The 25557-nt window shown below is 48.2% G+C and carries 24 protein-coding genes; 15 read left to right on the forward strand and 9 right to left on the reverse strand.

Annotation, left to right across the window (positions count from 1 at the left end):
* Positions 1 to 26 precede the first annotated feature (26 nt).
* Positions 27 to 470 carry a universal stress protein gene (locus ABO04_RS02720; RefSeq protein ID WP_160809082.1) on the forward strand — a complete coding sequence of 148 codons (444 nt, stop codon included), beginning with the start codon at positions 27 to 29 and terminating at the stop codon, positions 468 to 470.
* Between the two features lie 16 nt (positions 471 to 486).
* Here the strand turns inward: ABO04_RS02720 and mltB are convergent, their stop codons facing one another.
* Positions 487 to 1593 (reverse strand): lytic murein transglycosylase B, encoded by a 1107-nt coding sequence (gene mltB, locus ABO04_RS02725; protein ID WP_345852764.1) that lies wholly within the window; start codon positions 1591 to 1593, stop codon positions 487 to 489.
* Between the two features lie 586 nt (positions 1594 to 2179).
* Here mltB and trxA point away from each other — a divergent pair.
* The 3 genes from trxA (at position 2180) to rpmE (ending at position 4328) form a co-directional block, all read left to right on the forward strand.
* On the forward strand, positions 2180 to 2506 hold the full coding sequence (gene trxA / locus ABO04_RS02730) for a thioredoxin TrxA (protein WP_160809084.1): 327 nt from the start codon (positions 2180 to 2182) through the stop codon (positions 2504 to 2506).
* Between the two features lie 211 nt (positions 2507 to 2717).
* Complete coding sequence (gene rho / locus ABO04_RS02735) at positions 2718 to 3977, forward strand: transcription termination factor Rho (RefSeq protein WP_160809085.1); 1260 nt, start codon at positions 2718 to 2720, stop codon at positions 3975 to 3977.
* Between the two features lie 138 nt (positions 3978 to 4115).
* Positions 4116 to 4328: a 50S ribosomal protein L31 gene (gene rpmE / locus ABO04_RS02740; RefSeq protein ID WP_160809086.1), complete on the forward strand. Its 213-nt coding sequence runs from the start codon at positions 4116 to 4118 to the stop codon at positions 4326 to 4328.
* A 420-nt stretch (positions 4329 to 4748) separates the two neighbouring features.
* Here the strand turns inward: rpmE and ABO04_RS12230 are convergent, their stop codons facing one another.
* The 4 genes from ABO04_RS12230 to ABO04_RS02755 all read right to left on the reverse strand — a co-directional run bounded on the left by ABO04_RS12230 (position 4749) and on the right by ABO04_RS02755 (position 8555).
* A complete protein-coding gene (locus ABO04_RS12230; protein ID WP_275689200.1) occupies positions 4749 to 4991 on the reverse strand; it encodes a PP0621 family protein in 243 nt (80 codons plus the stop codon).
* Positions 4992 to 5047: 56 nt separating this feature from the next.
* On the reverse strand, positions 5048 to 5329 hold the full coding sequence (gene ftsB, locus ABO04_RS02745) for a cell division protein FtsB (RefSeq protein WP_160809087.1): 282 nt from the start codon (positions 5327 to 5329) through the stop codon (positions 5048 to 5050).
* Positions 5326 to 6612 carry a phosphopyruvate hydratase gene (eno, locus tag ABO04_RS02750; protein WP_160809088.1) on the reverse strand — a complete coding sequence of 429 codons (1287 nt, stop codon included), beginning with the start codon at positions 6610 to 6612 and terminating at the stop codon, positions 5326 to 5328. Before eno ends, ftsB begins: the two co-directional genes overlap by 4 nt.
* A 263-nt stretch (positions 6613 to 6875) precedes the next feature.
* A complete protein-coding gene (locus ABO04_RS02755) occupies positions 6876 to 8555 on the reverse strand; it encodes a CTP synthase (RefSeq protein ID WP_160809089.1) in 1680 nt (559 codons plus the stop codon).
* A gap of 168 nt (positions 8556 to 8723) precedes the next feature.
* On the opposite strand from ABO04_RS02755, the gene sdhC reads away from it, so the two are divergent.
* The 7 genes from sdhC to ABO04_RS02790 all read left to right on the forward strand — a co-directional run bounded on the left by sdhC (position 8724) and on the right by ABO04_RS02790 (position 16806).
* Complete coding sequence (gene sdhC, locus ABO04_RS02760) at positions 8724 to 9116, forward strand: succinate dehydrogenase, cytochrome b556 subunit (protein ID WP_160809138.1); 393 nt, start codon at positions 8724 to 8726, stop codon at positions 9114 to 9116.
* On the forward strand, positions 9110 to 9463 hold the full coding sequence (gene sdhD / locus ABO04_RS02765; RefSeq protein WP_160809090.1) for a succinate dehydrogenase, hydrophobic membrane anchor protein: 354 nt from the start codon (positions 9110 to 9112) through the stop codon (positions 9461 to 9463). The genes sdhC and sdhD overlap by 7 nt, the downstream gene beginning before the upstream one ends.
* A 1-nt stretch (position 9464) precedes the next feature.
* Positions 9465 to 11228 carry a succinate dehydrogenase flavoprotein subunit gene (gene sdhA / locus ABO04_RS02770; RefSeq protein ID WP_160809091.1) on the forward strand — a complete coding sequence of 588 codons (1764 nt, stop codon included), beginning with the start codon at positions 9465 to 9467 and terminating at the stop codon, positions 11226 to 11228.
* 94 nt (positions 11229 to 11322) lie between these two features.
* Positions 11323 to 12279 (forward strand): ankyrin repeat domain-containing protein, encoded by a 957-nt coding sequence (locus ABO04_RS02775; RefSeq protein ID WP_240141384.1) that lies wholly within the window; start codon positions 11323 to 11325, stop codon positions 12277 to 12279.
* A 219-nt stretch (positions 12280 to 12498) separates the two neighbouring features.
* Complete coding sequence (locus ABO04_RS02780) at positions 12499 to 14805, forward strand: DNA translocase FtsK (RefSeq protein ID WP_160809093.1); 2307 nt, start codon at positions 12499 to 12501, stop codon at positions 14803 to 14805.
* Positions 14806 to 14864: 59 nt separating this feature from the next.
* A complete protein-coding gene (lolA, locus tag ABO04_RS02785) occupies positions 14865 to 15485 on the forward strand; it encodes an outer membrane lipoprotein chaperone LolA (protein ID WP_160809094.1) in 621 nt (206 codons plus the stop codon).
* The gene (locus ABO04_RS02790) at positions 15478 to 16806 is read left to right on the forward strand and encodes a replication-associated recombination protein A (protein WP_160809095.1); all 1329 of its coding nucleotides are present in this window, start codon (positions 15478 to 15480) and stop codon (positions 16804 to 16806) included. Before lolA ends, ABO04_RS02790 begins: the two co-directional genes overlap by 8 nt.
* Positions 16807 to 16848: 42 nt before the next feature.
* Here the strand turns inward: ABO04_RS02790 and lolD are convergent, their stop codons facing one another.
* The 3 genes from lolD to ABO04_RS02805 form a co-directional block, all read right to left on the reverse strand.
* The gene (gene lolD, locus ABO04_RS02795) at positions 16849 to 17535 is read right to left on the reverse strand and encodes a lipoprotein-releasing ABC transporter ATP-binding protein LolD (protein WP_160809096.1); all 687 of its coding nucleotides are present in this window, start codon (positions 17533 to 17535) and stop codon (positions 16849 to 16851) included.
* Positions 17528 to 18775 carry a lipoprotein-releasing ABC transporter permease subunit gene (locus tag ABO04_RS02800; RefSeq protein WP_160809097.1) on the reverse strand — a complete coding sequence of 416 codons (1248 nt, stop codon included), beginning with the start codon at positions 18773 to 18775 and terminating at the stop codon, positions 17528 to 17530. The genes lolD and ABO04_RS02800 overlap by 8 nt, the downstream gene beginning before the upstream one ends.
* 150 nt (positions 18776 to 18925) lie before the next feature.
* Positions 18926 to 19831, reverse strand: a complete 906-nt coding sequence (locus tag ABO04_RS02805; protein WP_160809098.1) for a PEP-CTERM sorting domain-containing protein — start codon at positions 19829 to 19831, stop codon at positions 18926 to 18928.
* Positions 19832 to 20350: 519 nt separating this feature from the next.
* Here ABO04_RS02805 and ABO04_RS02810 point away from each other — a divergent pair.
* Positions 20351 to 21442, forward strand: coding sequence for a tellurite resistance/C4-dicarboxylate transporter family protein (locus ABO04_RS02810; RefSeq protein ID WP_160809099.1), 1092 nt, complete (start codon positions 20351 to 20353; stop codon positions 21440 to 21442).
* Between the two features lie 66 nt (positions 21443 to 21508).
* Here the strand turns inward: ABO04_RS02810 and ABO04_RS02815 are convergent, their stop codons facing one another.
* Positions 21509 to 22375: a YicC/YloC family endoribonuclease gene (locus tag ABO04_RS02815; protein WP_160809100.1), complete on the reverse strand. Its 867-nt coding sequence runs from the start codon at positions 22373 to 22375 to the stop codon at positions 21509 to 21511.
* A 93-nt stretch (positions 22376 to 22468) separates the two neighbouring features.
* Here ABO04_RS02815 and ABO04_RS02820 point away from each other — a divergent pair, with 93 nt between their 5' ends.
* Genes ABO04_RS02820 through ABO04_RS02830 form a run of 3 tightly spaced genes read left to right on the forward strand, consistent with a single transcriptional unit; the run spans position 22469 to position 25514 of the window.
* Positions 22469 to 23371, forward strand: coding sequence for a TIM44-like domain-containing protein (locus ABO04_RS02820; RefSeq protein WP_160809101.1), 903 nt, complete (start codon positions 22469 to 22471; stop codon positions 23369 to 23371).
* Positions 23372 to 23404: 33 nt separating this feature from the next.
* Positions 23405 to 24085, forward strand: coding sequence for an NUDIX domain-containing protein (locus tag ABO04_RS02825; RefSeq protein WP_240141385.1), 681 nt, complete (start codon positions 23405 to 23407; stop codon positions 24083 to 24085).
* Between the two features lie 4 nt (positions 24086 to 24089).
* Entirely contained in the window at positions 24090 to 25514 is a 1425-nt protein-coding gene (locus tag ABO04_RS02830) for a nodulation protein NfeD (protein WP_160809102.1), read from the forward strand.
* Positions 25515 to 25557 lie beyond the last annotated feature (43 nt).

Genomic DNA, 25557 nt, shown 5'->3' on the forward strand with positions numbered 1-25557 from the left:
TCCCAAGATACAGGAAAAAATCCATCATGCCTGTCTACCAACACATTTTACTTGCCGTGGATTTTTCGCCACAGGACAGCCAGGTTGTACAGAAAGCCAGGATTCTGGCACGACAAACCGGAGCGAAGCTCAGTCTTATTCATGTGCTGGATAATATCCCCATGCCTGATACGCCCTACGGCACGGTTATTCCATTGGACACCCAGATATCTTACGCAATGTTGGAGACAGAGAAGCAGAAACTGAATGAGGTCGGGGATGGACTGGAAATTGATCCTGATCGTCGCTGGCTGGTTTGGGGAGAACCCAGACAGGAAATTATTCGTATCGCCGAGCAGGAAAAGATTGATCTGATCATGGTCGGTTCGCGTGGAAGACACGGACTCGCATTGTTGCTGGGTTCCACTGCCAACAGCGTGCTGCATCACGCAAAATGTGATGTGCTTGCAGTACGTCTACAGGATGATTAAGGAGTCTCTGGTGAAATTATGAGGATCTGGCAATACGAATTGCTCTGGCCAGCTCAAAAACGGACATGGCATAAAAGGTACTGCGGTTGTACCGCGTGATCACATAAAAATTTTTGAATCCCAGCCAGAACTGACGGTTACCCTGACTGTTCAATTCGAACAAGGCTGACAGAGTATCATCTGTGATTGAATCAAGCGGGACGATACCTGCTTCCCGTAGTTTTTTAACTGAATGTAACGGCTTTATACCCGCATCCAGAAACTCCTGAAAGTTTTCTGATCTGATTCGTGCACGAACAGCAATCGGCTGATCTGCTTCCCATCCGTGTGCCTTCAAATAATTGCCTACGCTACCAATCGCATCGGCAACACTCCCGGACAAATCGATTTTTCCATCGTGATTAAAGTCAACTGCATAACGCCTGTAGCTCCCAGGCATGAATTGAGGAATACCGATCGCCCCGGCGTAGGAACCTTTGATCTCCAGCAAACCGAATTTTTGCTCCCTCGCCAGTAGTAGATACTGTTCCAGCTCTTCACGGAAATAATCTGCTCTCCTAGGGAAGTCGAAAGCCAGTGTCGTCAATGCATCCATGATGCGATAGGTGCCGGTTGATGCACCATAGGAAGTTTCAATACCGATAATCGACACGATGATTTCTTCAGGAACCCCGTAGATCTCTCTGGCACGTCCCAGCTCAGCGGCATGCTTGTCCCAGAAACCAACACCCCCTTTGATGCGCTCCATGTTGACGAACCGTTTCCGGTATTCGTCCCAAGAGATTGCAGAAGCCGGGGTAGAAATCAGCTTAAGAATGTCAGGCCGCAAACTTGTCTGGGAAAAGACCTCCTCTAATGTGTTCATGTCATATTGATGCTGGTTCAGCATATACGTTATAAAATTTCTGACTTCCAGCCGTGAAATGAAAGAAGGTTGCGTTGCTAAACAGGATGAGCAATAAGTCAACAGGATTATTGGTATAAATAAAAGCAATCGACCAGAAAAATAACTGAAATTGATCAATATGGACGGATCTTTAGCCAAAAAGTGCAGGGATGCCGGACGAGCTGAACGGAAATTGTAGTTCATTTTTGAAAAATCCTGATAAGGGTTGCAGAACATCGTGGACCGGTTCAAATCATGTGTTTTGATCGGATAAAAAGAGGTACTTCATTGAAAATTACCAATCTGAAATCAGGTGCTGATTTATCCTCCCGAGACACCCTATCACTCCCTGTCACTGGATATCCGGGCATTCAGAGATAATCAATCCGGGTTGCAATATAACATCAAGGAGCGATTTGCAGCCTTACAGCATGTTCGCCAACTTGTTACAAGGCACAAAACCCGCTCGTGTCGGCAATCTCTGGACTATTCTGTCGGAACACCAACAAAAAAATCCAGAAATGTTGACAGATTTATTGATTTGACTGTCATTGTAAGTATAATAAAAATATTCAGGTCTTTTGACTTTGTCTCACGGTTGCGATAAAAGCTATTTTTAAAATAGAGACAAAATACTGCACAGCTTATTTATAGCCTGCCCGTTCTTTCTGTAGTATACAAATAAAGAATCACCCTCGAATTCAGATTGTCTTCAGTAACTATTTCAGACGCCATAATTCGGATTCAGTTAATTAGTCAGATACAATAGCTGCGACTGCTATCAGCGTTCACTTTGATCCAGCAAACTTTAAAAGAGGATTTCATGAGCCAGCACATTCATCATGTTACAGATGCAACTTTTGAGACGGAGGTATTGCAATGTCCCCTCCCGGTGCTTGTCGATTATTGGGCCGAATGGTGTGGTCCATGCAGAATGATTGCACCCATACTGGATGAAATTGCAAATGAATATAATAGCCGCCTTAAAGTGGCCAAGCTTAATATTGATGAAAATCAATCTACTCCACAAAAGTACGGCATTCGCGGAATTCCGACCTTGATGCTGTTCAAGAACGGGAATATCGAGGCTACAAAGGTTGGCGCTTTATCAAAATCACAGTTAATCGCGTTTGTTGACAGCCACCTGTAAAATCCAGATTCTAAGTACTAATACAGGCCGAATGCGTATGTGTAATTTTTATGTTCGGTTAGTTTCGTTCCATCAGAGCGTGCACAGGCTTTACAAATCGCGATTTATCATCTGACGACGAGTAAGTAAGCCAGCAATTCCACAAGTCCGTAGCACGCTCTTAAATATTCCCTCCATTCATCTGCCTTTTTGATCTTCAAGAGTCACTTTCATGCGTTTATCTGATTTAAAAAGCATTCATGTTTCAGAATTGGTAAAAATGGCCATTGCGAACGATATCGAGGGAGCCAATCGAATGCGTAAGCAGGATCTGATTTTTGCTCTCCTGAAAAATCAGGCGCGTAAAGGCGAGAGTATATTCGGAGAAGGCACCTTGGAGATTCTGCAGGATGGCTTCGGATTCTTACGCTCTCCGGACACATCCTATCTTGCCGGGCCCGACGATATTTACATCTCCCCCAGCCAGATCCGCCGTTTTAATTTGCATACGGGTGATTCAGTAGATGGCGAAATACGTCCCCCGAAAGAAGGAGAACGCTATTTTGCGCTGGTCAAAATAGACAAGGTCAATAATGAACCGCCTGAGAATTCTAAACGCAAAATCCTGTTTGAAAACCTGACGCCACTTTTCCCAACCGAACGTCTGACGTTAGAGCGCGATATAAAATCCGAAGAAAATATTACCGGCCGGATTATCGATTTAATTGCGCCCATTGGAAAAGGCCAGCGCGGGCTACTGGTGGCCAGTCCAAAATCAGGTAAAACAGTCATGCTTCAGCACATTGCGCATTCTATTGCAGCCAATCATCCGGATGTAGTGCTGATGGTGCTCCTGATTGATGAACGTCCTGAGGAAGTTACGGAAATGGTACGTTCCGTAAGAGGAGAAGTTATATCATCAACTTTTGATGAATCAGCGACGCGTCATGTTCAAGTGGCAGATATGGTGATCGAAAAGGCAAAACGACTCGTTGAACATAAAAAAGATGTCGTCATTCTGCTCGATTCGATTACTCGCCTTGCACGTGCATATAACATGACTGTACCCGCGTCTGGCAAAGTGTTGACCGGAGGAGTTGACGCAAACGCATTGCAACGCCCCAAACGCTTCTTTGGTGCTGCACGTAACATTGAAGAAGGAGGGTCACTTACCATTATTGCCACTGCGCTGGTAGATACCGGTTCACGTATGGATGATGTAATCTATGAAGAATTTAAAGGAACCGGTAATATGGAAATCCATCTTGATCGCCGCATGGCAGAAAAGCGTATTTATCCTGCCATCAACGTGAATCGTTCAGGGACTCGGCGTGAGGAATTACTAATATCCTCTGAAATCCTGCAAAAAATATGGATTCTGCGCAAACTGCTTTACCCAATGGATGAAATGGATGCAATGTCATTCCTGCTAGACAAAATCAAGGCCACAAAAAATAACGCTGATTTCTTTGATTCCATGCGACGTGTGTAATGTCATGGTGGAACCGTGACTGCCGATCAAGCCGTCCAACCCGATAATACAACGTCAGGTCAGGTTGCAGCTACACTTATCTTGAGTGATAATGGCTGCCTTTTTATTAGCGCTTACAAGATAAAACAAGGATATTAAATGAAGGAAGGCATCCACCCCGACTACCATGAAATCACTGTAACATGCAGCTGTGGTAGCGAATTCAAAACACGATCTGTTCTAAGCAAGCCCCTGCATATCGAGGTTTGTTCATCCTGCCACCCATTTTATACGGGCAAACAGAAAATTGTAGATACAGCAGGCAGGGTTGAGAAATTTAATCAGAAATACGGAAGATACTTACAAAAGTAATACTAAAAAACAGAAAAATACTTTTCCTTGTGCACTATCCTGAATGAGGTTTTTTGTGTTTCAGGATAGGTTATTACATTGACCAAGAATGATCTTCTGAAAAATGTAGCGAGGCTATCAGTGCAAGGTGAAAACAGATGAAAAAGCACAAGTTACAAAAAATAAATGTAAAACGCACTTTGCATCTGTTTTAACGCAGCAATGACATATAAATAATGTTTTGGGTTGTTCCTTGGGAGGAAAAACACCTTTCGTTGCTGTATCTTGCGTTAGCATGCATCAGATTCTCAGCGAATATAGCTTTGGGTGCTTATGCAAGTTCGTGCATAGAAGAAACGTTACACCAGCGGCATCGGATCTCTTTGACGCGATACCTCACCACTCACAGCCAACACTCACAGCCAAGTTAGCTATATTTTTCTACCTGCGACGAGATCGGGATTGTAAATATAACTGGCGATGCTCCACGCAACAGAAATTATGGCCATTTCCAACGATACTTTCACTCTCTGGAAGGTGTACGTCACAATACGCGCAACGCACCATGTCTTCGGCTACTCCTGAAGTTGTATCCGCCGAGTGTTTCTGTTTTTGCCTGAAAGGTTTAAGCAACCAGAAAACAAAAAAACCAAGAACAATCAGAATTACCCATTTGAAGATCATAAATCTTCACCTTTGTGCTGTTTCACTGCAATAAATGCTAATTAAAGATCAATTACTTATTGATTTTCGTACTCCACTATGCGAAAAAATAGCTCATTTTTGCGTATCATTCCCAGCTCACTCCTTGCAAGCTCCTCGATCGCATCGAGCCCTTTTTTTAAATTATTTACTTCTGCTTCCAACACTGTATTTCTATTCTGAAGACTCTGGTTGGCTTCACGCAATGCAGCAATTTGCTCATGCATTTCCATGATTTCCAACCAGCCCCCCTTGCCAAACCATAACGGGTATTGCACTAATGCAATCACAAAAACTAACAACCCGGTTGTAGCTTTCACGGCTTCAACTGATAAAACGCAGATCTTCCAGCATATTGCGCCATATTACCTAAATTCTCCTCGATACGTAACAGCTGGTTGTACTTGGCCAGTCGATCCGAGCGCGAAAGTGAACCTGTTTTGATCTGCAGTGCATTGGTGCCCACTGCTATATCAGCAATCGTTGTATCCTCGGTTTCACCGGAACGATGAGAAACGATAGCAGTATAACCTGCACATTTTGCCATTTCGATGGCATTCAGGGTTTCAGTGAGCGTACCAATCTGATTGATCTTGATCAGAATGGAATTGGCGATATCACGATTAATACCCTCTTTCAAAATTTTTGTATTGGTAACAAATATGTCATCACCCACCAGCTGGACTGTTTGTCCAAGTCTTTCAGTCAGCAGTTTCCAGCCATCCCAATCCTGTTCGCTCATACCATCTTCAATACTGATGATTGGATATTTTTCCACCCAGGTGGCCAGATAATCCACAAACTGAGCCGAGGTAAGACTGAGCCCATCCACATTAAGGTGATATTTTCCCTCCTGAAAAAATTCAGAACTGGCACAATCCACCCCGATCGCCACCTCGGAGCCAGGCTGATAGCCCGCTTCGTCTATGGCCTGCACGATCAGAGCCAGCGCCTCTTCATTGCGAGCAAAGCTGGGGGCGAATCCACCCTCATCGCCAACTGTCGTGGCCAGATTTTTTTTGTTGAGCAATGTTCTGAGTATGCTGAATATCTCTGCGCCACAACGCACGGCCTCACGCAGACTCGGCAGACCCAACGGTATAATCATGAATTCCTGTATATCCAGGCGATTGTTTGCGTGCACACCGCCATTCACCAGATTCATCATCGGTACGGGCAGCCACTTGGCATTGATTCCTCCCAGATAGCGGTATAGGGGAAGACCGGATTCTTCTGCCGCTGCTTTGGCTACCGCAAGCGAAACGGCGAGTATCGCATTGGCACCCAGCCTGGATTTGTTTTCACTGCCGTCAAGCTCAATTAAAGTGCTATCAATGGAACATTGTTCCGTAGCATTCAACCCCATGATTGCTTCAGCAATTTCACCCTTGACACTTTCAACTGCCTTCAATACACCTTTTCCATGGTAGCGCTGTGCATCGCCATCACGCAGCTCAACAGCCTCTCGTGTCCCGACAGATGCACCGGATGGCACTGATGCGCGCCCAAGCACGCCCGATTCCAGCAATACATCGGCCTCTATAGTTGGGTTACCACGAGAGTCGATAATTTCACGGGCGATTACATCTACGATTGCACTCATGCTGCTTTCCTTGTGTTATTCATTGGTGATGGGAGAATTTTTAGAGACACGCAAACCACTCTGCCGCTACAGGTTTTGAAAGTGCTGCCATGATGCGTACCTCGCAATTTTTTGGAATCTTACAAAATGGCAAAATAACTGTACTTATTTTACTGACCTTGCTTACCGCCGGAAACAGGCTGTTTCATTCGATTGAGGAATAAGGTTGATGGGCTACTACTGTCTATTTTGTTCAAGATCTCTTGAAAATCAGCGTGAACATCCTACTGCGATGCTTCCATGAATGGCACGTCACGAAGCTTCGCGCGACCCGATTTATCTGCAAAGCTGATGGCAGCCCGGACATAGTCATTGAACAGAGGATGGCCATTTCTGGGTGTGGAAGTGAATTCCGGATGAAACTGACAGGCAACAAACCAAGGGTGCATGGATTGTGGCAACTCGATCATCTCACAGAGATTTTCATCAGCAGATAGACCACTTATCTTCAGGCCGGCCTGTTCCAGCTGAGGAATAAATTCGGCATTAACCTCGTAACGATGCCGGTGACGTTCAATAATTTTATCCACTCCGTAGATTTTGTGTGCAAGAGTCTGTGGCTTCAGTAAGCATTCCTGTCCTCCCAGACGCATGGTCCCTCCCAGATCCGCCTGGGCAGAACGTTTTTCGATTTGCCCATGTCGATCACGCCATTCGGTGATCAAACCCAGAACCGGGTAGGGTGTATCCGGGTTGAATTCCGTGCTGTGAGCATTTTCAAGCTGCAGGCAACTACGAGCAAATTCAATGACTGCGAGCTGCATCCCAAGACAGATACCCAAATAGGGAATCTGATGATTGCGGGCATAGCTGATTGCCATGATTTTACCCTCCACGCCGCGTTTACCAAATCCTCCAGGCACCAGAATAGCGTCCATATCCGCCAGACAACCGGTTCCATGTTGCTCAATATTTTCCGAATCGATGTAATGAATGTTTATTTTGCAACGTGTATGAATCCCGGCATGGATCAATGCCTCCGACAGTGACTTGTAAGATTCGGTCAGATCGACATATTTTCCGACTAACGCAATGGAGACTTCATGTTCCGGATGTTCCAGCGCATAAATCAGTTTTTTCCAAGTTGTCAGATTGGCTGGTTTCGCCAGTATATTCAACCTGTGGCACACGATTTCATCCAGCATTTGTTCATGTAACAGCGCCGGAATTTTGTAGATATTATCAACGTCAATGGCGGAAATGACCGATTCCTCGCGCACATTGGTAAATAATGCGATTTTTCGCCGTTCTTCCAGTGGAAGCGGGCGATCGGAACGACAAAGCAACACATCCGGTTGAATACCGATTTCACGAAGTTCCTTGACCGAATGCTGAGTAGGTTTGGTTTTAAGCTCGCCAGCCGAGCTGATATAAGGCAGAAGTGTCAGGTGAATGAAACAGGTATCTTGATGCGGAAGCTGAACCGACATTTGTCGGATTGCCTCCAGAAATGGCAGAGATTCAATATCGCCGACTGTACCGCCAATTTCTACAATTGCAACTTGTGCATCAGAGACACCGTTGCGAATAAACAGCTTGATTTCATCAGTAATGTGCGGAATTACCTGTACAGTTCCACCAAGATAATCCCCGCGACGCTCCTTGCGGATTACACTTTCATAAATTTGCCCGGTGGTAAAGTTGTTACGCCGAGTCATTTTAGTGCTGATGAAACGCTCGTAATGTCCCAGATCCAGATCGGTTTCAGCACCATCATCTGTTACAAACACCTCACCGTGCTGAAACGGATTCATGGTCCCGGGATCAACATTGATATAGGGATCCAGTTTAAGTATGGTCACCCGGATACCACGGGTTTCAAGCAACGCCGCCAGAGAAGCGGCAGCAATCCCCTTGCCCAGGGAAGACACCACGCCACCAGTCACAAAGACAAATTTAGTCATGGGAGGCTATATTAACGTAATTGATATATTGAAACAATGCGTACACCGGCTCTGGCAAAGGTTAAGTTGTCTGCTGGCATAGAACGGATTACACTAGAAAACTGTGAAGCAGCTGCTGGGATTACCCACCCACCGATAAATTCTATCTGGTCGACTGGTTATTTATTTATGGAAACCCAATACCCGGCGAGACGACGCCCCAAATATTTAAACCTGTTTAAAATCAGGGAGCCTCTTCCCGCCATCGTTTCCATTCTGCATCGTATTAGCGGCGTATTGCTTTTTCTTCCTGGAATTCCGCTATTGCTTTACGGACTGCAAATGATGCTGGAATCACCCGAGAGTTTTGGCCGCTTGCAATCAATTCTGGTCCATCCGCTCAGCAAGCTGTTTCTGCTACTTGCAACTTGGTTTTTCCTGCACCACCTGTGCGCCGGTATTCGCCATCTGGGGCTGGATCTGCATTATGGCCTGCAGTTACAGCACGCCCGTCTGAGCAGCAAACTGGTACTGATTTTCGGAGCAATTTTAACAGTATTGGTGGGGATATGGTTATGGTAAAACCGGCAAACCGTGTTATAACCGGCGCACATTACGGTCTGAAGGACTGGCTGGTACAGCGAATCACCGCTGTAATGATGGTGGTTTATATCGGCTTGTTAAGTGCACTTGTAGTTATTTACCAGCCTGAAAATCATGAAGAATTCAAATCACTCTTTTCCATTCAATGGGTAAAAATCGCTTCACTACTCTGCTTTGCCGGTTTGTGCTGGCATGCCTGGGTGGGTATGCGTAATGTCCTGATGGATTATGTTCACCCGATGTCTGTTCGTCTGACATTGCAAGTCGTGTGCATCGTGGCACTACTGGGCTACCTGATATGGTTCCTGGATATTTTGTGGGGCTGACGTGAAAGTTAAGCAAAGAAAATTTGATGTCGTCATCGTCGGCGCAGGCGGGGCGGGTATGCGTGCAGCATTGCAATTATCCGAGGCTGGATTCAAGGTGGCTGTTCTTTCCAAGGTATTCCCGACCCGATCACATACCGTAGCAGCACAAGGGGGGATTGCTGCAGCACTGGGCAATATAACTGAAGATGACTGGCGGTGGCACATGTACGATACCGTCAAAGGTTCGGATTACCTTGGCGATCAGGATGCGATTGAATTTATGTGCCGCCACGCATCTGAAGTTGTGTACGAGCTGGAACATTTCGGAATGCCGTTTGACAGACTGGAGAATGGCAAAATCTATCAGCGCCCGTTTGGCGGGCAATCCCTGCATTTTGGCGAAGAACAGGCCAGCCGCTCCTGTGCAGTGGCTGATCGTACCGGTCATGCCATGCTGCATACCCTGTATCAGCGTAACGTCAGTTCCAATACCCAGTTTTTCGTGGAATGGCTGGGCCTGGATCTGATTCGCGATGATGAAGGAGAAGTGCTGGGAATCACGGCATTGGAAATGGAAACCGGTGAACTCATGATTCTGCAGGCTCGTGCAACACTACTGGCGACAGGAGGAGCCTGTCGCATTTTTGAAGCAAGCACCAATGCGCTCATCAATACGGGTGATGGCCTGGGAATGGCTGCACGTGCAGGTATTCCGCTGGAAGACATGGAATTCTGGCAGTTTCACCCAACGGGTGTATACGGCGCAGGCATGTTGATCAGCGAAGCGGTCCGCGGAGAAGGCGGTTATCTGCTGAACGCCGCAGGCGAACGTTTTATGGAACGCTATGCTCCTCATGCCAAGGACTTGGCCAGTCGGGATGTCGTATCCCGTGCATTGGTTACAGAGATTATGCAAGGGAGAGGATGCGGGCCGGACGGTGATCATTTGCTGTTGAAGCTGGATCACCTCGGTGCAGAAACCATTCAATCCAAACTTCCTGGCATCCGGGAAATTTCACTTAGATTTGCACATGTCGATCCTGTTGAGGCGCCCATTCCGGTTGTCCCGACTGCACATTACATGATGGGGGGTATCCCCACCAATTACCATGGCCAAGTGGTTGCTCCCTATAAAACCAGTCCGGAGGAAGTCGTACCCGGGCTTTACGCAGTCGGTGAATGCGCCTGTGTATCAGTACATGGCGCAAACCGGCTGGGTACAAATTCACTGCTGGATATTGTTGTGTTCGGACGTGCTGCCGGCAATCAGATTATTGAAGATCTGACCAAAAACAGTCATCACAAACCCTTGCCACACAACGCAGCAGAGCAGACACTGATGCGGCTTTCGCGCCTGGAAACACAGAAAGATGGAGAAAATGTTGCTGCAATGAATCAGGCATTACGTAAATCCATGCAAACACATTGCGGTGTCTTCCGCTTTCCTGACGTATTAAAAGAAGGTGTAGAACAAATTAAGGAAATTGCCGAACGGATTAAGCATACTGAGATCCGCGACAAAAGCCGGGTGTTCAATACCGCCAGGGTAGAAGCGCTTGAGCTGGACAATTTGATTGAAGTAGCCGTAGCCACCATGATTGCGGCGGAAGCTCGCCTTGAAAGCCGGGGTGCTCATGCACGAGATGATTTTCCTGAGCGGGACGATCAGAAATGGCTCAAACACTCTCTGTTTTTCAGCAAAGACAAACATCTGGACTACAAACCCGTAAGGCTAAAGCCGCTGACCGTTGAATCCTTTCCACCCAAAGCAAGAACCTATTGAACGGGTCACTATCTGAAATACAATCCCGGTTTGTTTATCAAAAAATCATACTTTCTTGTAAAACGCCATTATCCAAATGAAACCAACGAAAAACATGTCATTTTCTATCCTGTTGAAGCAATCCTGCCTGGCAGGCATTGCTGCTTTGTTTCTTTTTCTGCAAATCCCGCATGCCTATGCCGATTCTGACAAGGATGCAGATTTTCTCAAGGCGGCCTTGACAGGGGATGCTGCGGGAGTAGAAAAAATGCTGAGCGAAGGCATCAAAACAGACTTGCAATCTCCTGAAGGTTTTACCGCATTATCCGTTGCGGCACAGAATGGCCATGAGGCTGTCGTCAAACTGCTGCTGGAACGAAAAGCTGCAGTTGATCTGGCCAATATCCAGGGCGGAACACCGCTGCTGCTGGCCAGCAAAAACGGTCACCAGACAATCGTCGACATGCTGCTGGCAAAGGGGGCCAACCCCAACCTGCAGGATAAAAATGGATTAACGCCATTGATGCTCGCGGCAGTGAAGGGTTACACCGACATCGTTCAATCCCTGTTGAATCATCAGGCTCAACCTGATTTACAGAGTGAAAGCAAGGTAACAGCCTTGCACTTGGCAGCACAAAATAATTATGCAGCTATTGTCGACATGCTGCTGGCAAAAGGTGCCAAAATTGATCTACAGGACAGCAACGGGGCTTCAGCACTGATCCTGGCTTCATTATCCGGCCACTTGGCCATTGTCCAAAAATTACTGGATCATGGTGCGCAACCAAATCTGAAAGCATCCAACGACTTTACTGCGCTCATTCTGGCAGCACAGAATGGTCAAAATCAGGTGATCGAAACGCTGCTGGAAAAGGGCGCAGATATCGATTTTCAAAACAAGGATGGAATGACGGCGCTGATGTCGGCAGCGTTGAATGAGAATGTCGATACAGTCAAATTGCTACTGGAAAAGGGCGCAGACACCCGGCTTAAAACAGCCACTGATAAAACTGTACTGGATATTACCAAACTGCCTGAGATTATCGAATTGCTCAAGACCGCAAAAAACTGATTTTTATACCCGGAATTGAATATATCTCAATCCAATCCTCAGGAGCCCATGGCATATAGAAAAATCGCATGACAAAAATCACCCACGATCATTCATATTGTCGCCGCTGTTGAAACATTCAAACAATTGTTCTCGCAGCGGCGTAATTTTTCTGCTACACATAAAACACGACCGGTTTTATGAAACGGTCCGAATTTCGAAGCTAAAGATGACGTATACATGAGTTTCGCTGACAAACCAATGGCGAAAAAAGTCGCCAGTACCCCCCTGCCACCCAGAACCAGCCGCTTGTTGCGTGAAGCGGTTTCCCTGGTGCTGGGCGGAATAGCCCTTTATCTAGCGCTGATTCTGATCAGCTTTGATCGTACCGATCCAGGCTGGTCGCATAGCGGTACACTCCGGCAAATCAGCAATGCAGGTGGCAGTGCAGGCGCATGGTTAGCAGATCTGATGCTTTATTTTTTTGGCATTTCAGCATGGTGGTGGGTCATATTTTTCTTTGCCACTGTTTGGTGGGGTTATCGTCGCATTGATATTGCCAGCGCGTATGACCCGCGTGTGCTCATGCTATCCTTTACAGGATTCGTCACTTTATTGATCGCCAGCAGCGGAATCGAAGCATTACGTTTTCATACACTGCGCGCAGCACTTCCATTGGTTCCTGGTGGCCTGTTGGGAGAAACACTCAGCAAGCAGTTGTCGTTATTACTCGGCTTTACCGGTGCAACGCTGATTCTGATGATTATTTTTGCAATCGGACTTAGTTTGTTTTCCGGATTGTCGTGGGTGCGCCTGTCCGAAAAAATCGGTGGCGCAGTTGAGGCAGCCTGTTTCTCTATCAGGGATGCATATATGAAATGGCTGGATCTCAGATCCGACAGAATTTCATCCGGTGAACAGATGTTGCAAACCGGCGAGATCAGCAAGCAACTCGCTCCATCGGTTCCGTTGCACATTGAAATACCCGAAACTGCCATTCCCAGATCTCAGCGCATCCATAATAAAGAAAAACCGATTCCATTATTTTCAAATTCACCGGATGCACTTCTGCCTCCTCTGCATTTACTGGATGAACCGCAGGATAACATTGAAGTATTGTCCAGTGACAAGCTGGAATATACCTCCCGCCTGATTGAGCGCAAATTGATGGAGTTCGGCGTGGAAGTCAAGGTGGTAGCGGCCTACCCTGGCCCGGTCATTACACGCTATGAAATTGAACCGGCGGTTGGAGTCAAAGGCAATCAGATCGTCAATCTGGTCAGGGATCTGGCACGCGCCTTGACAGTCGCCAGTATTCGCGTAGTGGAAACAATTCCGGGCAAAACCGTCATGGGATTGGAAATTCCCAATCCGAAACGCCAAATGGTTCGTCTGCATGAAATTCTTGCATCCAAAGTCTATGCGGATAATGCATCTCCTCTCACAATTGCACTCGGTAAGGATATCAGTGGACGTCCCGTGGTCTCTGATCTGGCCAAAATGCCACACGCCCTGGTCGCCGGCACGACCGGTTCCGGCAAATCGGTAGCAATCAACGCCGTCATTCTGAGCCTGGTCTATAAAGCCGCTCCGGATAATATCCGCCTGATTCTGATTGATCCCAAAATGCTGGAATTATCGGTTTATGACGGTATTCCACATCTCTTAACACCCGTGGTGACCGATATGCGTGATGCCGCCAGCGCACTCAACTGGTGCGTGGCTGAAATGGAACGACGTTACAAGCTGATGTCAGCCCTCGGTGTGCGTAATCTGGCTGGCTATAACCAGAAAGTGCGCGAAGCAACAAAAAATGAAGAGCCGCTGACCAATCCGTTAAACCCGGTGCCTGATTCTCCCGAATTGCTGGAAGAAATGCCTCTGATTGTGGTAGTGATCGATGAACTGGCCGATCTGATGATGATCGTGGGCAAGAAAGTGGAAAAGCTGATTGCACGGCTTGCCCAGAAAGCGCGGGCGGCTGGTATTCATCTGCTGCTTGCCACGCAACGCCCATCGGTAGATGTGATTACTGGATTGATCAAGGCAAATATTCCGACGCGTATTGCATTCCAGGTTTCCAGCAAGATTGATTCCCGCACCATTCTCGATCAAATGGGGGCGGAAGCGCTGCTTGGACAAGGTGATATGCTGTATCTTCCGCCTGGCAGTGGCTATCCCCAGCGCGTACACGGTGCATTTGTGGCAGATCATGAGGTTCACAAGGTAGTGGAATATCTGAAACAACAGGGTGAAGCGCACTACGTTGAGGAAATTCTTCAGGCGAGCGATGAAGGTGGAAATACTGATGAAAGTGGCGGCAGTAATAACAAATCTGCTGGCGGAGAATCAGATCCGCTGTATGACGAAGCAGTCAGCATCGTACTCAAATCCCGTCGTGCATCGATCTCCCTGGTGCAACGGCAGTTGCGCATTGGTTATAACCGTGCAGCCCGGCTCATTGAAGAAATGGAACATGCCGGCCTTGTTTCCAGCATGCAAAGCAACGGCAACCGGGAAGTATTGATTCCCGAACGGAATGAATAGGTAAAATCCGGTTTATACAAATCCATTTCCGATCAATCAACTTAAACAGATAATTCATCATGCCTCGCCTCCTGTTCATTTTCGCGTTATCCGTCTGCCTGTTACCCCTGTCGGTAAAGGCAAGTGCCGTTGCAAGTCTTAAAACTTTCGTCAATAAAGCACTGACTTTCCGGGCTGATTTTTCCCAAACACTGCTCGACAAAAACTTTCAGATTGTTAAAAAAGCCAGTGGCAGCATGATGTTCGAGCGTCCTGGTAAATTTCGCTGGACATACGATCAGCCCTATCAGCAGTTGATCATCGGTGATGGCAAGCAAGTCTGGTTTTATGACCAGGATCTTGCCCAGGTTACAGTGCATCAGCTTGATCAGACGCTGGGCAGTACTCCGGCAGCATTGCTTGCCGGCGGAAACACGATCGAGCGTGATTTCAATCTGCAGGAAATCGATGTGCAGGGAGAAACAGAATGGCTGGAAGCAATTCCGAAAAACCAGGAAAATGCGTTCGAGCTGATCCGGCTGGGGTTCTCAAAAACGGGCAATCTGCGCGAAATGGTTTTGCGCGACAGCTTTGATCAGGTGACATGGCTGATTTTTTCCGCAACAGAACAAAATCCGGTGCTCGCACCGGATTTATTCCAGTTTACGCCACCCGAAGGGGTGGACGTGATCAGTGACTGATTCCGCCTCTGCTCACAACCCGGCAGCTCCTCTGGCAGAAAAACTGCGTCCGCGGATCCTGGATAATGTCATCGGACAATCTCACCTGCTGGGCGCCGGAAAACCTTTGCAGCTGGTTTTTGATGCCGGAAAACCCCATTCCATGATCCTCTGGGGACCGCCAGGCAGTGGTAAAACCACACTGGCACGCCTCATGGCACATGCATTTGATGCCGAATTTATCGCTATTTCTGCTGTATTGGCAGGCGTGAAAGACATCCGGGAAGCGATCGAGCGCGCCCAGATCACACTACAACACACAGACAAGCCGACACTGCTGTTCGTGGATGAGGTGCATCGCTTCAACAAGGCACAACAGGATGCTTTTCTACCTCATGTGGAACAGGGGTTGATCACTTTTATTGGCGCCACCACCGAAAACCCTTCGTTTGAAGTCAACAGTGCACTGCTGTCCCGCGCGCAGGTTTACGCACTGCACGCGTTGACAGATCAGGAACTTCAGCAACTATTTGAACGGGCACATCGTATAGCAATGCCGGATCTGCAACTCGATAGCGATGCGATTGAATTGTTGATCAGCTATGCCGATGGTGATGCCCGCCGCCTGCTGAATCTGCTGGAACAGGTGCAGAATGCAGCGGCAACAGAAAAAATTACAAAAATAGATGTTGACTACCTGCACAGAGTGCTGACGCGCAATGTACGCCGATTCGATAAGGGTGGAGATGCTTTTTATGACCAGATTTCGGCTCTGCATAAATCAGTCCGTGGTTCTCACCCTGACGCCGCACTGTACTGGCTGACCCGTATGCTGGATGCTGGTGCAGATCCACGTTATCTCGCCAGACGGATTGTCCGCATGGCGTGGGAGGATATCGGCCTGGCTGACCCGCGTGCCATACAGATCGCTAATGACGCTGCGCAGACGTATGATCGCCTTGGCAGCCCTGAAGGTGAGCTGGCACTGGGTCAAGCTGTCATCTACCTGGCTGTTGCCGCCAAAAGTAACGCAGGTTACGTTGCCTTCAATCAGGCCAAAGCATTTATCAAACGAGACAAGAGCCGCACAGTACCGATGCACCTCAGAAATGCATCGACCAAACTGCTGAAGGAACTGGGTCACGGCCGGGAATACCGCTACGCCCACGATGAACCGAATGCTTACGCTGCCGGTGAAAATTATTTTCCCGATAACATGGCTGCTGTTCAGTTCTACCAGCCTACCACCTACGGTCTGGAAGCTAAAATACGTGAAAAGCTTGGCTATTTACACTCACTCGACAAGCAGGCAGAAGAAAACGAAACTGACATCGATCCCTGAAAACACCGTTATATTGATACACGCAAAGCGCAGTAATGAAACCTACTGCAGATTTTCTCCCAACGTACCATCCACCAGTTGCATCATTCGGTCTGCGCGGCTGGCCAGTTGGGTATCATGGGTGACAATAATTAACCCCGCGCTGGCTTCCTGATTGAGTTCCAGCATCAGATCAAAGACTGCCTCGGCAGTATGCCGATCAAGATTACCGGTCGGTTCATCGGCCAACACACAAGCTGGACGCGTAACCAGGGCACGGGCAATCGCCGCACGTTGACGTTCTCCACCGGATAATTCCCCAGGAGTATGGGTAAGCCGATGTCCCAGACCCACGCGCTGCAGCATTTCAGCTGCCTGTTCCATTGCCGCTTTTTTAGCCATACGACGGATAAACAGCGGCATCGCTACATTTTCCTGAGCACTGAATTCAGGTAACAAATGGTGAAACTGATAGACAAAGCCGAGTGCATGATTGCGCAGCGTGCTTCGCTCTGTCTCGCTGATAGCAGTAAATTCCCGGCCCAGTAATACGACTTCTCCATGCGTGGGTTTATCCAGTCCTCCCAGCAAATGCAGCAATGTACTCTTACCCGAGCCGGAAGCACCGACAATGGCGATCATTTCGCCTTCGTTCACTTGCAGATTGATATCGTGTAGCACAGGAATCTCAAGATCCCCCTGAAAAAAACTTTTATACAGCCCCTTACAGGTGAGGATGATTTTACTCATAGCGCAGTGCCTCGGCCGGATTGACTTTCGAGGCACGGTAGCTCGGATACAGGGTTGCCAGCAACGTCAACACCAGCGAAACGACGGCAACAACCAGAATATCCGGCAGTTGCGGATCAGATGGAATTTTGCTGATGTAATAAACTTCCTGCGATAAAAACTGGGTATTGGATACATGTTCGATGAATGCAACAATATCCCCCACGTTATACGCCAGCAGCATCCCTCCCAGTAATCCCAGCAGCGTACCCAGAATGCCGATCAACGCGCCCTGTATGATGAAAATTTTCATGATGCTGCCAGAGCTGGCCCCCAGCGTGCGCAGAATGGCGATATCCGATTGTTTATCAGTCACCGCCATCACCAGTGTGGAGACGATATTAAATGCCGCAACCGCGATAATCAGCGCCAGAATCAGCGAGAGCATGCGCTTTTCAATCTGGATGGCGCGGAAATAGTTGGAATGTTGTTGCGTCCAGTCAGTGAAATACAGATCCGCAGGGAGTACTTCAGCCAGTTCCTGGATGAGTTGTGGTGCTTCAAACATATCGTGCAGTTTAAGCCGAACGCCGGAAACCTGATTAGGTGCCATGCGATACAGTTTTTGCGCATCTGACAGGTGAATCAATGCCAGTCCGGAGTCGTATTCAAAGTGTCCGACTTCAAAAATACCCGTCACCGTGAACTGTTTCAGGCGCGGAAGTATTCCGGCCGGCGTAATCTGTCCCTGCGGCGAAATCAGTACGATCTTGTCACCCGGAAAAACATTCAGATTGCGCGCCAGCTCCTGGCCAATAACGATACCGAACCCTCCTGGCACCAGTTGATCCAATTTTCCCATGATCATTTTGTCGCCGAAATCGGCAACTTTATTTTCATCTGTCGGTAAAATGCCTCGCACCATCACGCCGTGCACCATGTTGCCGTGTGAAAGCATGCCCTGCGCATCAATATAAGGCGCCGCCGCCGCCACTCGCGGATTCCGGACAACGATTTCCCCGATTTTTTCCCAATCATACAGACTCCCTTCATAACTGCTGATCTGAGCGTGTGATGCAACACCAAGAATTCGGGCACGTACCTCCTTATGAAAGCCGTTCATCACCGACATGACAGTAATTAATGCTGTCATGCCCAGTGTCATCCCCAGCAATGAAATCAACGAAATGAAGGAAATAAAATGATTGCGGCGCTTGGCACGTGTGTAGCGCAAACCGATCATGAATTCATAGCTGGCCACGAAAAAACACTCCTCCGGAACAGGGCAAAACAAAAAAAGGAGTATGACATATCTTTCAGACAGATTTATGCCATTGGCCAGGAGAGGCAGATATGTCTGATATATATCTGCCGTTATCTGGATGCCGGTATGTTGCTGATAGTCAGCTGCTCAGCTGCGGCTGTCCCGACGCCGTGGCCACAACAGCATCACACCACCTAACCCGATCAGCAGACTGCTGGCAGGCTCGGGAATAACCCTGGCTCCGGGATTTCCAGAGGTTCCCGGCCCTTCTCCTGCTTCTCTGTAATCCGGGTTACCGACTTCCTCAGCAGGAATCTGAGGAATCTGCGATTGGAAGGGATCACCAGGCTCTTTGTCGGGAGTGCCGGGAGGAGCATCAAAATACGGCGAAATCTCCTTATCGGGTAAATTGCCTGCAGGGTTGGTTGCCTCCTTACCATCAGCAGTAAGATGCTCTCCATTCTGCTTATTGTCGCGCTCTGGATCGTTTTTATCTTCGTGGGCAGGAGCTGCTTTTTCTTGACTCAGGGTTGTGCCGGCATTCGTGCCAGGAGCGTTGCCAGCCGAGTCTTTACCTGTATCGCCCTTACCTCCCGAGCCATTACCACCCCAACCACCACCTGCGCCATGTCCGGCTCTACCGGCATATGATCGACCAGTATTTCCTGGAATTAAACCTGCCGGGTACTTAACAGCACTACCGACCGGGCCAGTATGAATGGAATCATTGCCGTTACGACCATGACTGTCTGCAGTCTTTTCACCGCCTCCGGAGTTGTGTACAGCGTAGCCATAACTGCTCCTGTCGAGTTGATCTTCGTCTTCGTAGGCAGAATATCCACTGACAAAAAGGAAGCTATCGTCATCGATAGAAAAATCATCGGTACCGCGGATGCCGGTAATTTTTACACGGTCTTCAACACCCGACATATTCCTGATATGGCTACCAGCAATAATGCTGTTGACAGAACCAGAGTGGGTATGAACTCGATCGTCATCGATAACCCGATCTTCCATGAACATTTTCTGCCCCAGGATCAGTGGGGCAGTCAAAAATATTCCTGCATACACTATTCTGGTTATCATTTTCTTCATATCAGAGCTTTCGTAAAAATAGAATAAGCGAAGATAAATACGAGTGAAGCATTCTGTGTTCCGACTGCCTTTTTTGCCATCCCAGTAAAATAGGGAAAATCATTCACCCCCCATTAACCAAGCAACTCCTGTGCCACAACTAATATCCATTTGATTTAAATAAATATTCAGGAAATAATATTTGCTGCTCCACATATCCTGTAAAAAAAACAGACAAATGAATTCGGTAGTTTGAGGTCGCTCAATCTGCGTTACTTTGCCTATCACCTGCAATAGGTTTGATGGAATCCGAGGCTGATCGTATTTGGAGGAGTTGTGATGTACTTTATGAGGACGGCTTCTTCAAGGGACAAAATGCCAGACACATTCTCAGGCACAGTCCGGCTGCAGTTTTCCAGGCAAATTAAAAACAAGCTATAGATTTCGTATCTGGCTATACTTTCTTAAGCTTGACTTCCGACGCCATACGCTGGGTTTATGACACGCATGCTGTCCCGTTCCATTTTATTCTTCAACAGTATCAGGTTTTTCCATCCATCCTGGTTTGTAATGGTGATGGCCACCGGCATTGTATCCATTGCCTTCGACACACTCGGTTTTGAAGCGATAGCAAAAGCTTTGCTTGTGCTGAACTTATTGCTTTATCCGGTATTTTGCTCGTTGTTTGCCGCACGAATAGTATTTTTTACGCGCGATCTGATAGCGGAGCTTCGTGTTTTATCACGCAGCTGGCTATTTCTGGCTTTCGTGGCAGGAACTAACACGGTCGGGGTGCAGCTGATCTTGTTCACTCAGGAAAACAGTCTGGCAAGCGTACTTTGGTATGCTGCATTCTTTGCCTGGCTGATATTCATCAGCTTCATTATTTTTAATACCTTGATCCTGCCACGAAGCAGTGCTGTCAATTCCATCTGTGGAACGACGCTTCTTTTGACTGTAAGTACCGTATCAATCGTTCTGCTGGGGAGTCAGCTGCTCGATGTAACGGATGAGAATACGTGGCGTTTTCTGGTACTTTGGGGAATATGGATACTGGGTTGCGTTCTGTATTTATTCACAATTCACTTGATCATCCGCCATCTGTTCTTTAATCATTTTGCGCTGAAAAACTGGCAACCCTCTTACTGGATTTGTATGGGAGCACTTGCCATTATCACGCTTGCCGGTTCAGAGCTCCTTGCTCACCTGCCCCGCTCACTCTATGACGCTCTGGGACGGGCAACGTCAGACATAAGTTTTTTCGCATGGGCATGGGGTACTTTATGGATCGCTTATCTGTTGATCATGGATATACGGAAACTTACCTGCGGACTGGATTCAACCGCTGCCTGGATAAAAATCTTTCCATGGACAAGATTAGCGTGCAAGGGACAGTATCGTGCTTATGATATCGAGGCATGGGGCAGAGTATTTCCGGCTGGAATGTATACCGCATGCACCTTTTCTCTGGCGGGAATAAGTGGCTACCATCTGCTTGAATCCATGGCCTTTTACTGGTGCTGGTTTGCGCTTCTGATCTGGTTGCTCACCTTGATCGGAACATTTAGCTCACTGGTAGATGACAGATAAACAAACTGCCTTTGATTTCCACCCTGATCACCGTTCTGCACCATTTATTCAGGGCTTTCACTTGAATCACTCCACATTCTGAATCTGCTCTCGCAACTGCTCGATCAGAACTTTCATTTCCACCGATATCCGTGTGATTTCTCTGACGACCGATTTGGATGCCAGCGTATTTGCTTCCCGGTTAAGCTCCTGGGTCAGAAAATCGAGTCGTTTGCCAACCACTCCCCCTGTCAGCACGATATGCTCGAATTCATTCAAATGCCCCTGCAAACGGGATAACTCTTCATCCACATCGATCCTGTTGGCAAACAGAGTGAATTCCTGACGAATGCGTTCGTCCTTTTCATCGAGACCGGCCGCCTTCAAACAACTCAGCAATCTCTCCCGAAAACCAGCCAGAATAGCAGGAAGATCAGGTAACAAATCCTGTACCAGCTGGCGTAATCGTTGCACGCGCTCCAGCAGCAAATTCTGCAGTTTTTCTCCTTCACGTTTTCGGGCAGAAACCAGCGCCTGTAAGGCAGTCTGCAGCAGTGCCATGCAGGGAGCATGTAATTCATCGATTGAAATCCGGTCGCTATCAAGTATCCCAGGCCAACGCAGGATTTCAGCAACTGACAGATCATCTGCGTCAGGGAAAACAGATTTGACGTCACGACTCATTCCCCGCAAATCATTCAACAGGTCATAATTAAGCCGTTGTTGGCGAAAACTGCCTGAATAGGCTGAGAAAGTCAGGCGACAATCCACCTTTCCACGTGTTATTCCAGCTCCCAGGAAATCACGCATTTCCGGTTCCAGTGCACGAAGCTCATCAGGGAGTTTGAATTGCAGATCAAGATAGCGATTATTGACTGAACGCAGCTCCAAAGCGAGTGATCCTTGCGGAACTTCTTCAGAAACTGCTGCATAGCCTGTCATGCTTGCAATCATGAACTTTTCCGCCCGACCGGTAGTCCAGTGCGATAAGGGATGGTGCTATACTCAACCCTCAAATTACATTTTTGATTCATGGAGATAAGCATAATGCGGATATTAACACTTATGGCCCTGGCCTTGTTTGCCTTTAGCCTGACAGCGCTGGATGTCGAAGCCCGGCGTATGGGAGGAGGCAGCAGTCTCGGGAAACAACGTCAGTCACTCAATCTTAACCGACAACAGCAACAAACTGCGCCCAATAAAACTCAGCAATCGGGACAGAATGCATCACCTGCTGCTCCTGCCGCATCGGGAGCGAGTAAATGGCTGGGACCACTGGCCGGATTGGCCGCCGGTGGATTGCTGGCATCATTGCTTATGGGCGGAGCCTTTGACGGAATCAATATGATGGATATTCTGGTGCTGGTGGGCATAGCAGCTGCCATATTCTTCGTCATGCGTATGATGCGCAGATCTTCAGGAGCGCAACCCATGCAGTATTCCAGTGCAGGCGCCAGCCGAAATATGGGAGGCATGCCATTTCCCCGCCAGACTGCAACCGCTCCTGGAGGAACTGCTCCCGGGTATGGCGGTCAAGTGAATGCCGATGCTCCTGACATTCCAGCCGGTTTCGATGTGGATTCCTTTCTCAAACACGCCAAAGGCTCGTTCATTACGCTGCAGTTGGCCCATGATTCCGGGGATCTGGAAGAAATCCGTGCATTTACAACGCCTGAACTGTTTGCAGAAATCAGCAAACAAATTGCTGAACGCGGGAATAGTACGCAGCAGACCGATGTAACCTATATCGATGCAGCTTTGCTGGATATAACCACTCAGGGTGAGCATGCCATTGCCAGCGTCCGGTTTACAGGTGAGTTGCGAGAAACCGCCGATGCACATCCGGAACCGTTTGATGAAATCTGGCACGTTGAAAAAGATCTGGCCGCATCCGACTCAGCCTGGTTACTCTCCGGCATTCAACAAACATCTGATCTGAAACATTCATGACGATATCGGACATGCGTACATAAACTATATCGCATGTCCGATACTGATACTCGCCAGACCCGAATCACACATCTGCGGACAATTCAGAACATGCCGAATATCCAAAAAACAATGGAGTTTGAAATACAGGAAAAAACCATCTGTTTTCAGGGGTTTTTCCGCATGGAACGATACCGCTTGCGCCACCGCAAATTCAATGGAGAATGGGGGCGTCCAATTACACGCGAATTGTTTGAACGGGGTCATGCAGCGGCAGTATTGCCCTATGATCCGCAAACGGATGAAATCGTGCTGATCGAACAGTTTCGCGCTGGCGCGATGTCTGCAGCCCGTGGCCCCTGGCTGCTGGAGATTGTGGCAGGCGTGATCGAAGTCAATGAAACACCTGAACAAGTCGCTGCAAGAGAATCCCTAGAGGAAGCAGGCTGCCAGATCAACAACCTGATCCCGCTGTATGATTACCTGGTCAGTCCTGGTGGCACCACCGAGCAAATCACCTTATTCTGCGGCCAGGTTGATATCAAAACAATCGATATGGGCAGTATTCATGGCAATGATGAGGAAGATGAGGACATCAAAGTGCATGTTATGCCTCTAAATGATGCATTGAAGCTGTTGAATACCGGCCGGATCAATTCTGCCAGCGCTATCATCGCGCTGCAATGGCTTGCCCTGAACCGCGATTTCGTTCGGCAACACTGGCTGCCGGAATAAGAACATGCATACGCGTGCCAGTAAATCCGCAGGATTTTACCGGGCACAATACGGCTTGCTGCTGGCTATTTTTCTATGGGCCGGCGTGCTGTCTGCACAGTCTCCCAATACTACGCATGGAACGGCTGGCAACATTGCTGTCTGGCTGGATGTTAATGGGGCCATCAGCCCAGCCATGTACGATTACATTCATCGCGGACTATCCCGGGCAGCTGAACGCCGGGCACGAATCGTTATCCTTCAAATTGATACCCCAGGGGGATTGGATGTATCAATGCGTAAAATCATTCAGGAAATCATTGCCTCCCCGGTACCGGTAGTCAGCTTTGTAGCGCCTGGTGGCGCACGCGCCGCCAGTGCCGGCACCTATATTCTTTATGCCAGCCATATCGCAGCAATGGCACCTGCAACCAACCTGGGAGCCGCCACACCCGTAAAGATGAGTGTCCTGTCGCAGGAACCCAGAATACCAGGCCATAAACCAGGGAATGAAGGCATCAGCCAGACTGATACACAAGATGCCATGACGACGAAAGCCATTAATGATGCGGCTGCTTATATTCGTGGATTGGCCCGGATGCGCGGGCGCAATGCGGACTGGGCAGAACAGGCGGTACGAGAAGGAGTCAGTCTGACATCTGCAGAAGCACTGGATAAAAATGTAATTGATCTGATAGCAGACGATCTGAGTGATTTGCTGATCAGGATAGACGGGCGCGTGGTTGATCTGGCCGGACAAAAAGTCAAGCTGTCCACCCGATCGCTGACACTGGAACATATTGAGCAGGACTGGCGCACCCGCCTGCTGGCAGTGATTACCGATCCCAATATCGCTTATATCCTGATGCTGGTTGGTTTTTATGGTTTGATTCTCGAATTTGCAAATCCCGGAACAATCGTGCCGGGGGTAATCGGAGCCATCAGCCTGCTGCTGGCTCTGTTTGCCTTTCAGGTGCTGCCGATCAACTACGCCGGACTGGCGCTGATTCTGCTTGGCATCGCCTTTATGCTGGCAGAAGCACTGATACCAGGCGTGGGAGTGCTGGGTATTGGCGGTGTGGTGGCTTTTGTCATCGGATCGATTATGCTGATTGATACGGAAATACCGGGGTACGGTATTTCGATACCATTAATTATCATGTTGGCACTGATATCGGCCGCATTCTGCATGGTAGTACTCGGTATGGCGCTCAAATCCAGAAAAAGGCCGATCGTTACAGGCCGCGAAGAACTTATTCACAGCACGGGTAAAGTACTGGAAGGCTTCAATCAGGAAGGCTGGGTCCGGATTCATGGTGAATTATGGCGCGCCCGATCCAGCACCCCACTGCAACCCGGACAGCAGGTCCGCGTAACAGCCATACACGGATTGACGCTTGAGGTGGAAGCTTGTCAGGCTGATCTTATTCCATTTACAAATCAAAAATGACACGAAGGTGAGCCGCAGACAGTATAAATAATACGGCAAGGTG

The sequence above is a fragment of the Nitrosomonas sp. HPC101 genome (assembly GCF_009833125.1).
Lineage (GTDB): Bacteria > Pseudomonadota > Gammaproteobacteria > Burkholderiales > Nitrosomonadaceae > Nitrosomonas.